Source organism: Mesorhizobium sp. B2-3-5, assembly GCF_006442395.1.
Classification (GTDB): Bacteria; Pseudomonadota; Alphaproteobacteria; order Rhizobiales; family Rhizobiaceae; genus Mesorhizobium.
In genome coordinates this window covers 19,414-32,689 of record NZ_VFVX01000012.1, presented here as the reverse complement: position 1 = coordinate 32,689, position 13,276 = coordinate 19,414, and the positions used below count along the sequence as shown (strand labels likewise).

The window sequence follows — 13,276 nt, the reverse complement described above, 5'->3', positions numbered from 1 at the left end:
GGCTATCGGTATAGAATTGACGTAAACGTAAAGGGCGCCTTGAAGCGTGCTGTTTGCGATTTTGTTTGTCGAAACCACGGCTGGAAGCACGCCCCCGCTTCCAGTCAGGCGACGCATGGTCCGGGACCGCGACGCCACCAACGGGGAAAGCCAGTGACCATGAAGCTTATCTCGGCCGGCGAGACCGCGGCCAATACCAACAATATACCTGTCGAAGCCGGCGAGGATCTCGCCCGCATCGGCGAAATGGCCAAGAAATACGGCGTGACGCTGCGCACGCTGCGCTTCTACGAGGACAAAGGCCTGCTCAACCCGCAGCGTGACGGTTCGACCCGCCTCTACACGCGCCGCGACAAGGCCCGGCTGAAGCTGATCCTGCTCGGCCGCAAGGTCGGGTTCTCGCTGCGCGACGTCAAGCAGATGATGGACCTCTACGATCCGACCGGTTCCAACACCAAGCAGTTGCGTCTGGCGCTGGACAAGTCGGAGAAGCAGCTTGCCCGCCTGCAGAAGCAGCGGGCGCTGATCGACGACGCCATCAACGAACTGAGCGGCTCGATGACGGCGGTGCGCCGGATGTTGGCCGAACGGACCACGCCGCAGGCGAGCGTCGCCAGCTAAGGCAATTCCAGAAACGGTGTGAAGCGACTTTCCGTCCGCTTCCGATTAGCTGATCCCGACGATCAAAGCCGCGTGGCCGTGCCGCGCGGCTTTTTTTCCTTGTCAGATTTGGTTTCCTTGTCAGACCGCACCCTGACCTCGCGAGATGTTGGCCGCTGGCCGGCATCATACCGCCCCGCCAGGCTCATTGCTTCTCAGAGTGCGGAAATCTTGTCGCAGCGAAAGAATTGACGTTTACGCAAACGTCAATTTTTGCTATCCCCGGCTCCAACACGGGTCCGTATGCTGCCCTGACATGACTTCGGGGCTTCCGGACCAGGTCCGTAGGGTGGAGAAAAGCATGCCGATATACAGGGCTCCGGTCCAGGATACGCTGTTCGTACTCAACGAAGTGCTGGGCTATCAGCGCTATTCGAACCTTCCCGGATTTTCCGACGCCACGCCCGATGTGCTGGAGGCGATCCTCGCCGAGGGCGCCAAGCTCGCCGAGAACGTCATGCATCCGCTCAACCGTGTCGGCGACATGGAAGGCTGCGTGCGTCACGACGACGGCTCGGTGACGACGCCCAAGGGTTTCAAGGAAGCGTTCGGCCAGTATCGCGAAGGTGGCTGGATGGGGCTCGCGGCACCGGCCGAGTTTGGCGGCCAGGGGCTGCCCTACATGGTGCACCAGGCTGTCTCCGAATACATGGTGTCGGCCAACATGGCGCTGATGATGTATCCGGGACTGACGCAGGGCGCGATCGCCGCCATCATCACCCATGGCACTGACGAGCAGAAGGCCAAGTGGTTGCCGAAGCTGGTCGAGGGCGCGTGGACCGGAACCATGAACCTGACCGAGCCGCATTGCGGCACCGATCTTGGTTTGCTGCGCACCAAGGCAGCGCCGAATGGCGACGGCACCTACAAGATATCTGGTCAGAAGATCTTCATCTCGGCCGGCGAGCACGACATGTCGGACAACATCGTCCATCTGGTGCTGGCCCGCATCGAGGGCGCGCCGGAAGGCGTCAAGGGCATTTCGCTGTTCATCGTGCCGAAGCTCAAGCTCGACGCATCGGGCAATCCGGGCGAACGGAACACGCTCTCCTGCGGCTCGATCGAGGAGAAGATGGGCATCCACGGCAATTCGACCTGCGTCATGAATTATGACGAGGCTGAGGGCACACTACTCGGCGAGGTGAATGGCGGCCTGAAGGCCATGTTCACAATGATGAACGAGGCGCGGCTCGGTGTCGCCCTGCAGGGACTGTCGATCTCCGAGGTTGCCTATCAGAATGCCGTTTCCTATGCCAAGGACCGTTTGCAGGGCCGGTCGCTGTCGGGACCGAAGGCTCCGGACAAGAAGGCTGACCCGATCATCGTTCACCCCGATATCCGCCGCAGCCTGATGACCATGAAGGCGTTCAACGAGGCCGGCCGCGCGCTGGCGCTGTGGACGGCGATCAAGTCCGACATCGCGCATCGGTCTCCCGACGACAAGGACCGGCAGGCCGCCGAGGACTACACCGGCCTGATGACGCCGGTGGTCAAGGGCGTGTTCACCGACAAGGGCTTCGACCATGCTGTCATGGCGCAGCAGGTGTTCGGCGGCCATGGCTATATCGAAGAGCACGGCATGAGCCAGTTCGTGCGCGATGCCCGTATCGCCATGATCTATGAAGGCGCCAACGGCATCCAGGCGCTTGACCTCGTCGGCCGCAAGCTCGGCCTGAATGGCGGCCGCGCGGTGCAGGCCTTCTTCAAGGAGGTCGGCGAATTCTGCGAGGAAAACCGTGCCGACGAGAAGATGGCGCCGTTCACCAAGGCGTTGAAGAAGGGCCTCAGCGATCTGCAGGCGGCGACCATGTGGCTGCTGCAGAATGGGATGGCCAAGCCCGACAATGCCGGTGCCGCCTCGACAGACTACATGCATCTCTTCGGCCTTGTGGCGCTGGGTTACATGTGGGCGCAGATGGCCAAGACGGCACAGGCCAAGACGGGCGCCAATGGTTCCCAATCTTTGCATGAAGATAAAGGGGCCTTTTACGACAACAAGGTCGTGACGGCGCGTTTCTTCATGGAGCGGATCATGCCCGAAACGTCGGCGCATCTCGCCCGTATTTCGAGTGGTGCGGATACGCTGATGGCTCTCCCGGCGGAAGCGTTCTAGAAATGGCTGGCGTCCCCCTCCCCCTTGAGGGGAGGGTGGCCCAAAGGGCCGGGAGGGGTCGCGCGTGCCTGATGTGCCTTGGGAGAAGTATCATCGTATGACCAACCCTGCGGAAATCCTGAACCTCCCCAAACCCGCCTGGGCGGCGGACGAGGTCGGCATGCTCTATGACATGGCCTCCCGCTTCATGGCCGAGGAGATCGCGCCGCGTTACGACGAGTTCGAGAAGAACGAGATGGTCGACCGCGAAAGCTGGCTGAAGGCAGGCGCGGCCGGCCTGCTCTGCGCCTCGATGCCGGAGGAATATGGCGGTTCCGGCGGCACCTTCGCGCATGAGAGCGCCATCATCGAGGCGATCGGCCATGTCGGCGTCGACGGTTTCGGCATCGGCCTGCACAATTCGATCGTTGCCCCTTACATCCTCCACTACGGTTCGGAAGAGCAGAAGAAGAAGTGGCTGCCGAAGCTGGCGACCGGCAAGTTGATCGGCGCCATCGCCATGACCGAGCCGGGCGCCGGCTCCGACCTGCAAGGCGTCAAGACGCGGGCCGAGAAGGACGGCAACCAATACAGGATCAATGGCTCCAAGACTTTTATCACCAACGGCCAGCTTGCCAACTTCATCATCGTCGTCACCAAGACCGACCCGGAAAAGGGCGCCAAGGGCACGTCGCTGATCGTTGTCGAGACCGACGAGGTCGAGGGCTTCCAGCGCGGTCGCAACCTCGACAAGATCGGGCTGAAGGCCAACGACACGTCGGAGTTGTTCTTCAACGACGTGCGCGTGCCGACCTCAAATCTGCTCGGCCACGAGGAGGGACAGGGTTTCATCCAGCTGATGCAGCAATTGCCGCAGGAGCGGTTGCAGATCGGAACCGGGGCGATCGCCATGATCGAGCGGGCGCTGGCGCTGACCATCGACTACGTCAAGGAGCGCAAGGCCTTCGGCAAGGCCATCATCGACTTCCAGAACACCCAGTTCAAGCTGGCCGAGCTCAAGACCGAAGCCACGATCGGCCGCGTCTTCTACAATGATTGCGTGACCCGCCACATCAATGGTGGCCTCGATCCGGTGACGGCCTCGATGGCCAAGTACTGGCTGAGCGACCTGCAGGGAAAAGTCGTCGACGAATGCCTTCAACTGCACGGTGGCTATGGCTACATGAATGAATATCCGATCGCCCGAATGTTCCGCGACGCTCGCGTCCAGCGCATCTACGGCGGCACCAACGAGATCATGAAATTGCTGATCGGACGCTCGCTCTGATGCATGTCGCCCAGAAGTAGATCGACATGCATCAGTCTGAAGCCGTTCGATAAACCCAAGGAGCAAGAGAATGAGTGACGCTTATGTCTATGACGCCGTGCGCACGCCGCGCGGCAAGGGCAAGAAGGACGGATCGCTGCATGAGGTGCCGGCGGTGCGGCTTGCCGCCAAGACGCTGGAAGCGCTGCGCGACCGCAATGGGCTGGACACAGGCACGGTCGACGACATCATCTTCGGCTGCGTCGACCCGGTCGGCGAGGCGGGTTCGGTCATTCCGCGCGCCGCCGCCTTCGAGGCCGGCTACGACACCAAGGCGCCCGGCATGCAGATTTCGCGCTTCTGCGCCTCGGGGCTTGACGCCATCAATTTCGGCGCCGCCAAGATCGCGCAAGGCGCTGACGAGATCGTCATTGCCGGCGGCGTCGAATCCATGTCGCGCGTCGGTATGGGCGCCTCCGGCGGCGCATGGTTCATGGACCCTTCGGTCGGCCTGCCCGGCTGGTTCGTGCCGCAAGGCATCTCGGCCGACCTGATCGCCACCAAATACGGCTTCAGCCGCGACGACGTCGACGCCTATGCGGTCGAGAGCCAGAAGCGCGCCGCCAAATCCTGGGCGGACGGCCGCTTCAAGAACTCGGTCATCCCGATCAAGGACCAGAACGGCCTGACCATTCTCGACCATGACGAGCACATGCGGCCTTCGACCGACATGCAGTCGCTGGCCTCGCTCAACCCATCCTTCGTCATGCCCGGCGAAATGGGCGGCTTCGATGCCGTCGCCGTGCAGAAGCATCCGGAAGTGGAAGAGGTCAACCATGTCCACCATGCCGGCAACTCGTCCGGCATCGTCGACGGCGCGGCGGCCGTGCTGCTCGGCTCCAAGAAGGCCGGCAAGGCGATGGGCCTCAAGCCGCGCGCGCGTATCCGCACCTTCGCCAATATCGGTTCGGAGCCGGTGCTGATGCTGACCGGCCCGGTCGACGTCACCGAGAAGCTGTTGAAGCGCGCCAAGATGAAGCTGTCCGACATCGACCTGTTCGAGCTCAACGAGGCCTTCGCCTCGGTGGTGCTGCGCTACATGCAGGCATTTGACATCGATCACGACAGGATCAACGTCAATGGCGGCGCCATCGCCATGGGCCATCCGCTCGGCGCCACTGGTGCCATGATCTTCGGCACCGTGCTGGACGAACTCGAGCGCCGCGACCTGAATACCGCGCTGGTCACGCTGTGCATCGGTGCCGGCATGGGCACCGCAACGATCATTGAACGCGTCTGACGGGGAGAGAACAATGAGCTACATCAATTTCACCCTCGATATCGACGCCGACGGCATTGCGCTGGTCACCTGGAACATGCCGGACCGTTCGATGAACGTCTTCACCGAAGAGATGATGCGCGAGTTGAACGCCATCGTCGACAAGGTCGCTGGCGATGCCGCGATCAAGGGCGCGGTGATCACCTCCGGCAAGGACACTTTCTCCGGCGGCGCCGACATAACCATGCTGCAGAAGATGCTGACCACCTTCGCCGCCGAGAAGGGCAAGGATGTCGAAAAGGCCACCAAGGCGCTGTTCGAAAATGCCGGCTACATGACCGGCCTGTTCCGCAAGTTGGAAACCTCCGGCAAGCCTTGGGTTTCGGCGATCAACGGCACCTGCATGGGCGGCGCCTTCGAGATGTCGCTCGCTTGCCATGGTCGCGTCGCCGCTGATTCCGACAGGGTCAGGATGGCGCTTCCCGAAGTGAAGATCGGCATCTTCCCCGGTGCCGGTGGCACCCAGCGCGTGCCGCGGCTGACCGATCAGCAGCAGGCGTTGCAGATGCTGACCTCAGGCCAGAACCTGTCGCCGCAAAAGGCGAAGTCGATGGGCCTGATCCATGAGATCGCCGATCCGGCCAAGCTGGTCGAGGCGGCCAAGGCGATGATCAGGAACGGTCTGAAGCCGGTGGCGCCGTGGGACGAGAAGGGCTTCAAGCTGCCCGGTGGCCAGATCTATTCGCCCGCCGGATTCAATCTGTGGCCGCCGGCCATCGCCATTCTGCGTCGCGAGACCTATGGCAATTATCCGGCCGCCGCCGCGATCCTGAAATGCGTCTATGAGGGCCTGCTGGTGCCGTTCGACACCGCCTTGCGGATCGAACAGCGCTATTTCACCGAGATCATGCAGACCAAGGAAGCGGCGGCGATGATCCGCTCGCTGTTCGTCTCTCTGCAGGAACTGAACAAGGGCGCGCGTCGCCCGGCCGGCGTGCCGGAAACCAAATTCAAGAAGATCGGCGTCCTCGGCGCCGGCTTCATGGGCGCCGGCATCGCCTATGTCACCGCCAAGGCCGGCATCCCGGTGGTGCTGCTCGACCGCGACATGGAGTCGGCTGAGAAGGGCAAGGCGCATTCCGAGAGCCTGGTTTCGGATCAGGTGAAAAAGGGGCGCGCCAAGCCGGAAGAGAAGGACAAGCTCTTGTCGCTGATCAAGCCCACCGCAGACTATGCCGACCTCGCGGGCTGCGACCTGGTGGTGGAAGCCGTGTTCGAGGATTCGGCGGTCAAGAAGGCGGCCACGGAACAGGCGGAAGCGGTGCTGAAGTCGTCGGCGATCTTCGCCTCCAACACGTCCACCATCCCGATCACCGCGCTGGCCAAGAATTCGGCACGGCCGAAGAATTTTGTCGGCATCCATTTCTTCTCGCCGGTCGACAAGATGATGCTGGTCGAGATCATTCTCGGCAAGAAGACCGGCGACAAGGCGTTGGCGACCGCGATCGATTTCGTACGCGCCATCAAGAAGACGCCGATCGTCGTCAACGACACGCGTGGCTTCTACGTCAACCGCTGCGTGCTGCGCTATATGTCGGAGGCATACAAGATGCTGATCGAAGGCGTGCCAGCACCAATGATCGAGAACGCCGCCAAGGCCGCCGGCATGCCGGTGGGTCCGCTGGCGCTGACCGACGAGACGGCTATCGACCTTGCCCAGAAGATCATGAAGCAGACCATCAGGGACCTCGGCGACAAGGCGGTCGACCCCAAGCAGATGGCGCTGATCAACACCATGGTCGACGATCAGGGCCGCTTCGGCCGCAAGAACGGCAAGGGCTTCTACGACTACCCGGCCAAGCCCGCGAAGAAGAAGCTCTGGCCCGGCCTCAAGGACCTCTATCCGCAGATGGCGCCCGAGAAGGTCGATTACGAGGAACTGCAGCGGCGGCTGCTCGTGACCATCGCGCTGGAAGCGGCACGCGTGATGGAAGAGGGCATCGTCACCGATCCGCGCGAGGCCGATGTCGGCTCGATCCTGGCCTTCGGCTTCGCGCCTTACACCGGCGGTGCGCTGTCCTATATCGACGGCATCGGCGCCAAACGCTTCGTCAAGATCGCCAAGGGTCTGCAGAAGAAGTATGGCGCCGAGTTCAAGGCGCCCAAGCTGCTGATCGATATGGCCGAGAAGGGCGAGACCTTCTACGAACGCTTCGATCCCTACGCCAAGGGCGACGTCAAGCAAGCCGCCTGACACGAGAGATGTATGTCTGGGCGCGTATGGCGCGCATGCTGGCCACGGCGCGCAGTCGTGGCCCCTATGTCATGGGTAGCGAAAGCCAGCTGGCCTTTCGCTGCCTGCCGACCGACATCGATTTCAACGTCCATCTCAACAATGCGCGTTACATGATGCTGGCCGATCTTGGCCGCATTGACTTGTTCGTCCGCGCCGGCCTGATCGGATTGGCGGGAAAGAACGGCTGGGCGCCGATGATGGGCGGCCTGCAGGCGGTCTACGCGCGCGAGATCAGGCTGTGGCGCCGCTTCGAAGTGGTGTCTTCGATCGAGACCTGGGAGGGCAGCCAGGTCATCGGCAAGCACCGTTTCGTCCTCGACAATGGCGAGACGGCCGCCTTGATCCTGACGACCGCCGGCGTCTACGACCGCAAGGCTCGCCGCTTCCTCGACATCGAAGAGGTTGTCGCGGCGCTCGGCCGCGCCGCGGACCCGCGACCGCCGACGCAGGCGGAACGGATTTTCATGACTTCGCATCAGGGTCTGCGCGGCCTCGCCAAGGCGGCCGATTGATCACCGCAAGCCAATTTCCACGGCCGGCGGCAAGGTTCGGCGCGCTGGCGGGCAGTGTCTCAGTTTGAAATTGCCGATCACGTCGGCGGGGCGCTTCTGGCCTTTAGGTCCGGTTGGCATCTAGTGGTGAAAATCTGACGGTACCCGTGGCAAAGGAGCCGATTGGGTGGCAAGCCGCCGTTCAGCGCCCTATGCGAGCACGAAATTCGGCAGTCGAATTGGTGCGTGGAAACGGTTGGGAAGGCAACTGTACACCGAGAAAGGCACAAAGCGGCCCCCACCCTTCAGAGACTTGATAAGTGAGAAGGCGTTCAGGCGGCAACGTTGATTTCACGGTAGCGTTATGTGCCTCATAGACAGCGATTGCGTGATCACGGTCATCAAATCGACCGCCAAAGACACTGTTTCCAATCACCGCCACACCAAAGGACTGTGGATCATTGGTAGCAGCACCCATCGTGAACCCTATCGTTTGCGCCACGCTGTCATACCAGGCTTCTGGCTCACGAACTGTTAGAATAACCTTTGCATCAGGGTAGTGATCGCTCAGTTCGCGCCAAAAATGCGCCGTTGGCCAATCGACCGCGGATAGATAGCCGGCATACGCGGCATCCCAACTCGGAAGTTGTCCCTGGCCAGCGGCGCGCCATAGCGCCTTCTGCTCGGGATTGGCGTGGACATCAGCCATGTGATGACACGGCCCGAACCCAAGATGCTCCAACGCGAGCTTCAGCGAATATGTGCCAGTGCGACCCATGCCCGCGCCAATGACATCCAGAGCCATGATCATCCCCTAAGGCGATTTCAATCAGTCAAAATACCGCTGTTCCTCTATTCCGCTATATGCTTGAAGGTCAGCTCCAACGTCGCCTCCGGCTGTTCGATGCTGGGTACCAAGCGTCAGATTTTCACCACTAGGCTTGTTCTCCAGGCGGTCGATATTTAATCGACGATGCCTTTTGCAGTGCTGCAAGCGTATCCTCCACGGTCAGGAGGACGGTCGTCTGGATGGAACTCAGCGCTCCGCCAGAGCCGATCGCGAGCGCCGTGGCCGCCATCGACACGTTGTCGGGAGCCTCCCACAAGTTATATCCGTCGTGCTCGCCAAAGGCGTACCAGAAGCCGTGCAGTTTTCCGCCAACCGATTCAATGTACTGCTTCGCCGCCTCTCGGCGGTCCTCTGGGTTCTTGATGAGCTTAGCCCAGGTGGCCGGCGTGTAGCTGAACCGGGTTAGGTATAATGGCATGGTCTTATCCTCCCTGTTTTCCGGTAAGCATATAGGAGGTCGCAGGCTGGCGCGACAGCGGCGTCAAGGCCGCCGGATTTCAAACTGAGACACTACCCGCCGGCGCCATCGGTGGACAAACCGGTGTTCGCGGACTAGAAGGAAAAGGCATTTTTTCCTGTCTGGAAGGAGAGCACGACATGCTCTCGCACGACCGCGTCTGGGCCGCCATCGATGCTCTTGCCGAGCGCTATTCGCTTTCGGCTTCGGGCCTGGCAAGGCGCGCCGGGCTCGATTCGACGGCCTTCAACAAGTCTAAACGTCTGTCCTCCGATGGCCGGCCGCGCTGGCCTTCGACCGAGTCGCTCGCCAAGATCATCGAGGCGACAGGTGCTTCGCTCGACGAATTCACCGGACTGATCGAAGGCCGCATTGCCGCCGCGCCCACGCGCAGGCGCTCCGTGCCGTTGCTTGGTTTCGCCCAGGCCGGCGCCGGCGGCTTCTTCGACGATGCCGGCTTTCCAGCGGGGCAGGGCTGGGATCTGGTCGAACTGCCGGCGCAGTCGACCGAAAGCTCCTATGCGCTGCAGGTGCAGGGCGATTCCATGCTGCCGCTCTACCGCAACGGCGACGTCCTCATCGTCGAGCCAGGCGCGGCCACCCGCAAGGGCGATCGCGTCGTCGTCAAGACCACGGCCGGCGAGGTGATGGCCAAGGTGCTCGAGCGCCAGACCGTCACATCGATTTCATTGGTCTCCCTCAATCCCGATCACCCGGACCGCGACATTCCCATGCGCGATGTCGAGTGGGTGGCGCGGATTGTCTGGGCAAGTCAGTAGGCCGGACTGGTGCGGCTCCCTCATCTCGCTTTGGCGGTTCTTATGGTCCCGGTGATGGCGGCCCTGGTCGTTGCTGGCGGCCATAAGCTGAAAGGCGGCGAAAGCGCGGTCACAGTGGATCGGATCGATCCTGGCGCCGACACGATCTCTGAGACCAGCACGGACACAATGCCTGAGGAACCGGCGACATCAGCCATTCCCGCGCCCACCGCCGCCGCTCAGCCGCCAAAGCCGGCGGCGCATTCGCGGGCGATCGACCCCGAAATTGTCGCGCCGCCGGAACTGCCGACCGGAGAGCTTGAGCGGGTCGAGCCGCGCCAGCCCTTGAGCAAGCTGGCGCTCGCCATGCCGCCCAAGCCGAAGATGCCTGACGACTGGAACGGCACGAAGCTGTTCCAGCCGGTCGCGCCGGCCGCCGGGCTGATCGAGGCGAAAGGCTATTCAGTCGCGGTTTCCGGTATCGATGTGGTCCAGCAGGACGAGACTTGCACCAGCGACGGCAAATCCTGGCCGTGCGGCATCCGTGCCCGCACGGCGTTCCGCGCCTTCCTGCGCGGCCGCGCTGTGGTTTGCCTGGTGCCGCCTGAAGGCGGACGCGACCGGATCGCGGCGGAATGCCGGATCGGCAAGCAGGATGTCGGTCAATGGCTGGTCGAAAACGGCTGGGCGCGCGCCGCAAAAGGCGGACCCTATGTCGATGCCGGCGAAAAGGCGCGCAGCAAGAGGAAGGGTATCTTCGGATCGGCGCCGAACCTTGCCGGCATGCCGGCGGAGCCCGCCGCGTCGGCCCCGGCGCCTCAGGCGCCGGGCTCGATCCTGGAAGAGGACGGTGGGGTCCTCAAACCAGCTGGCCAGCCAACGCCTTCTGAATGAGCGCGCGGGTCTCGGCGACGCCGTAGAGCGCGGCGAACGACCCGAAGCGCGGGCCGCGTTCCTGGCCGATGAGTACCTGGTAGATCATCTGGAAGAAGGCACCCGAAACGCCGGGGCCGCCTTCCGGGCTCTGCTTGGAGTGATCCTGATAGCGTTCGATCTTGCGCGCAACGTTGAGCGAGGCGTTTTGGATCGCTTCGCCGCTGGCGTCCGCCGGCAGCGCGCCAAGTGCCGCTTCCAGGGCCTCCAGCGCCTCGCGCTCGACATCGTCGGCGGCGCGAAAAGTCTTCGTCGGCTTCACGAAATCGTCGAAGTAGCGGATCGCATAACCCGTCAGCCTGTCGAGTTCGGGATGGGTCGCCGGCGTCACGCCCGGCACATGGCGCGAGATGAAACCCCACAGCACGCCCTTGCTCTGGGCATTGGAGGCGCTGACCAGGTTGAGCAGCAGCGAGAACGGCACCGGCATTTCGATGGCGGGCGGGTTGCCGTCATGCATGTGCCAGACCGGATTGCCCAGCCGTTCCTTCCAGTCCTGCCGCCGATAGGCGGCCAGGAAGGTGTAATATTCGTCCACCGCCCTCGGAATGACGTCGAAATAGAGCTTCTTCGCCTGCCGCGGCCGCTGGTACATGTAGAGCCCAAGGCTCTCGGTCGGCGCATAGGTCAGCCACTCGTCGATGGTCAGGCCGTTGCCCTTGGACTTCGATATCTTCTGGCCGTTCTCGTCCAGGAACAATTCATAGACGAAATGCTCGGGCGCCCGTCCGCCCAGTATGTTGCAGATGCGATCATAGACCACGGCATTGGTCTGGTGGTCCTTGCCGAACATCTCGAAATCGACGCCGAGCGCTGCCCAGCGCATGCCGAAATCCGGCTTCCACTGCAGCTTCACCCTGCCGCCGGTGATCGAAAGCGTGGTTTCGGTGCCTTCATCGTCGAAGGTGATGGTGCCGGCCTTGGCGTCGACATGCTTCATGGGCACGTACAACACGCGGCCGCTCTTCGGTGAAATCGGCAGGAACGGACTGTAGGTCGCCTGCCGCTCCGGCCCGAGCGTCGGCAGCATCACGGCCATGATCTGGTCATAGCGTTCGGCGGCGCGCAGCAGCATCGCGTCGAAGCGGCCGGCCTTGTAGTATTGCGTCGCGCTGGCGAATTCGTAATCGAAGCCGAACGTGTCCAGGAAGCGGCACAGCATCACGTTGTTGTGGTCGGCGAAGCTCGCATAGTCGCCGCCGAACGGATTCGGCACCGAAGACAGCGGCTTGTGCAGGTACGGCTCCAGCGCTGCGCGATCCGGCACGTTGTCGGGTATCTTGCGCATGCCGTCCATGTCGTCGGAAAAGCAGAGCAACTTGGTGGCGACCTTGTCCTGCGTCAGCACGCGGAAGGCATGGCGCACCATCGAGGTGCGCGCCACTTCGCCGAACGTGCCGATATGCGGCAGGCCGGACGGACCATAGCCGGTCTCGAACAGGATCGTTTCGGGAAAGTCGGCGCCTTTATAGCGCTCGATGATCTTTTTGGCTTCCTCGAACGGCCACGCCTTGCTCTCGGCCGCCGCCGCCAGCAGTTCGGGATTGAGATCGATGATGTTTGATCCCGCCATGGTCCTGTTTTCCAGTTATTGCCGGCCCAGACAAATTCGAAGAAGACGGGCCGGAGCAAGGGGTTTTCAAACCGGTCTCTAGGCGCGCGTGGCCGGAGCGTCAACGATTGCGGCGCTTTTTCCTTGCGGCCCTTGGTCTCCATTCCTACCTTCGGAGCCCGTTCAAGGAGCAAAGAATGCCATCGCCGACCCCGCATGAGGCCCTGATCTATCTGATGGTCATCACCTCGGCCTCCGATCGTGACATGACCGACGTCGAACTGGCCAGGATCGGCGATGTTACCCGCTCATGGCCGGTGTTCGAGGACTTCAATCAGGACCGGCTGGTTTCCGTCGCCCAGACTTGTCAGAAGCTGTTGCATGAAAAGGGCGGTCTGGAGGGTGTCCTGGCCCAAATTGCCGAGGCCTTGCCGGAGCGCCTTCGCGACACGGCTTACGCCGCTGCTTTCGAAGTCGCCGCCATCGATCTCGAAATGCGGATGGAAGAGGTGCGGGTGCTGCAGCTGATCCGCCGTGAGCTCGATCTCGATACGCTGACCGTCGCGGCAATCGCCCGGGCGGCCAAGGCAAGGCTGCGAACGCTCACCTGACGGCAAGCATCACGGATCAGAAGAAGCTGA

The 13,276-nt window shown here is 62.4% G+C and carries 12 protein-coding genes; 9 read left to right on the top strand and 3 right to left on the bottom strand.

Going from position 1 to position 13,276, the window contains the following annotated elements; genetic code table 11:
• Positions 1-159 precede the first annotated feature (159 nt).
• The 6 genes from FJ958_RS15835 (at position 160) to FJ958_RS15810 (ending at position 8,106) form a co-directional block, all read left to right on the top strand.
• Positions 160-621 (top strand): MerR family DNA-binding transcriptional regulator, encoded by a 462-nt coding sequence (locus FJ958_RS15835; RefSeq protein WP_140744252.1) that lies wholly within the window; start codon positions 160-162, stop codon positions 619-621.
• Positions 622-961: 340 nt separating this feature from the next.
• Positions 962-2,773, top strand: a complete 1,812-nt coding sequence (locus FJ958_RS15830) for an acyl-CoA dehydrogenase (RefSeq protein ID WP_140744150.1) — start codon at positions 962-964, stop codon at positions 2,771-2,773.
• 97 nt (positions 2,774-2,870) lie between these two features.
• Positions 2,871-4,040 (top strand): acyl-CoA dehydrogenase family protein, encoded by a 1,170-nt coding sequence (locus tag FJ958_RS15825; protein WP_140744149.1) that lies wholly within the window; start codon positions 2,871-2,873, stop codon positions 4,038-4,040.
• Positions 4,041-4,110: 70 nt separating this feature from the next.
• The gene (locus FJ958_RS15820; protein ID WP_140744148.1) at positions 4,111-5,319 is read left to right on the top strand and encodes an acetyl-CoA C-acetyltransferase; all 1,209 of its coding nucleotides are present in this window, start codon (positions 4,111-4,113) and stop codon (positions 5,317-5,319) included.
• A gap of 13 nt (positions 5,320-5,332) precedes the next feature.
• The gene (locus FJ958_RS15815) at positions 5,333-7,552 is read left to right on the top strand and encodes a 3-hydroxyacyl-CoA dehydrogenase NAD-binding domain-containing protein (protein ID WP_140744147.1); all 2,220 of its coding nucleotides are present in this window, start codon (positions 5,333-5,335) and stop codon (positions 7,550-7,552) included.
• Between the two features lie 8 nt (positions 7,553-7,560).
• Positions 7,561-8,106, top strand: coding sequence for a thioesterase family protein (locus FJ958_RS15810; protein ID WP_140744146.1), 546 nt, complete (start codon positions 7,561-7,563; stop codon positions 8,104-8,106).
• Between the two features lie 181 nt (positions 8,107-8,287).
• On the opposite strand, the gene FJ958_RS15805 is transcribed toward FJ958_RS15810, so the two are convergent.
• Together FJ958_RS15805 and FJ958_RS15800 are read right to left on the bottom strand one after the other, a co-directional pair.
• Entirely contained in the window at positions 8,288-8,890 is a 603-nt protein-coding gene (locus FJ958_RS15805) for a sulfotransferase family protein (RefSeq protein WP_140744145.1), read from the bottom strand.
• A 130-nt stretch (positions 8,891-9,020) separates the two neighbouring features.
• Positions 9,021-9,353: a GYD domain-containing protein gene (locus FJ958_RS15800; RefSeq protein ID WP_140646725.1), complete on the bottom strand. Its 333-nt coding sequence runs from the start codon at positions 9,351-9,353 to the stop codon at positions 9,021-9,023.
• A 179-nt stretch (positions 9,354-9,532) separates the two neighbouring features.
• Here FJ958_RS15800 and FJ958_RS15795 point away from each other — a divergent pair, with 179 nt between their 5' ends.
• Together FJ958_RS15795 and FJ958_RS15790 are read left to right on the top strand one after the other, a co-directional pair.
• Positions 9,533-10,171 carry a helix-turn-helix transcriptional regulator gene (locus FJ958_RS15795; RefSeq protein ID WP_140744144.1) on the top strand — a complete coding sequence of 213 codons (639 nt, stop codon included), beginning with the start codon at positions 9,533-9,535 and terminating at the stop codon, positions 10,169-10,171.
• 9 nt (positions 10,172-10,180) lie between these two features.
• The gene (locus tag FJ958_RS15790) at positions 10,181-11,044 is read left to right on the top strand and encodes a thermonuclease family protein (protein ID WP_348642205.1); all 864 of its coding nucleotides are present in this window, start codon (positions 10,181-10,183) and stop codon (positions 11,042-11,044) included.
• Here FJ958_RS15790 and FJ958_RS15785 read toward each other — a convergent pair.
• Positions 11,010-12,656, bottom strand: coding sequence for a lysine--tRNA ligase (locus tag FJ958_RS15785; protein ID WP_140744142.1), 1,647 nt, complete (start codon positions 12,654-12,656; stop codon positions 11,010-11,012). The two genes, FJ958_RS15790 and FJ958_RS15785, sit on opposite strands and share 35 nt — an antisense overlap.
• 176 nt (positions 12,657-12,832) lie before the next feature.
• On the opposite strand from FJ958_RS15785, the gene FJ958_RS15780 reads away from it, so the two are divergent.
• On the top strand, positions 12,833-13,246 hold the full coding sequence (locus FJ958_RS15780) for a tellurite resistance TerB family protein (RefSeq protein WP_140744141.1): 414 nt from the start codon (positions 12,833-12,835) through the stop codon (positions 13,244-13,246).
• Positions 13,247-13,276 lie beyond the last annotated feature (30 nt).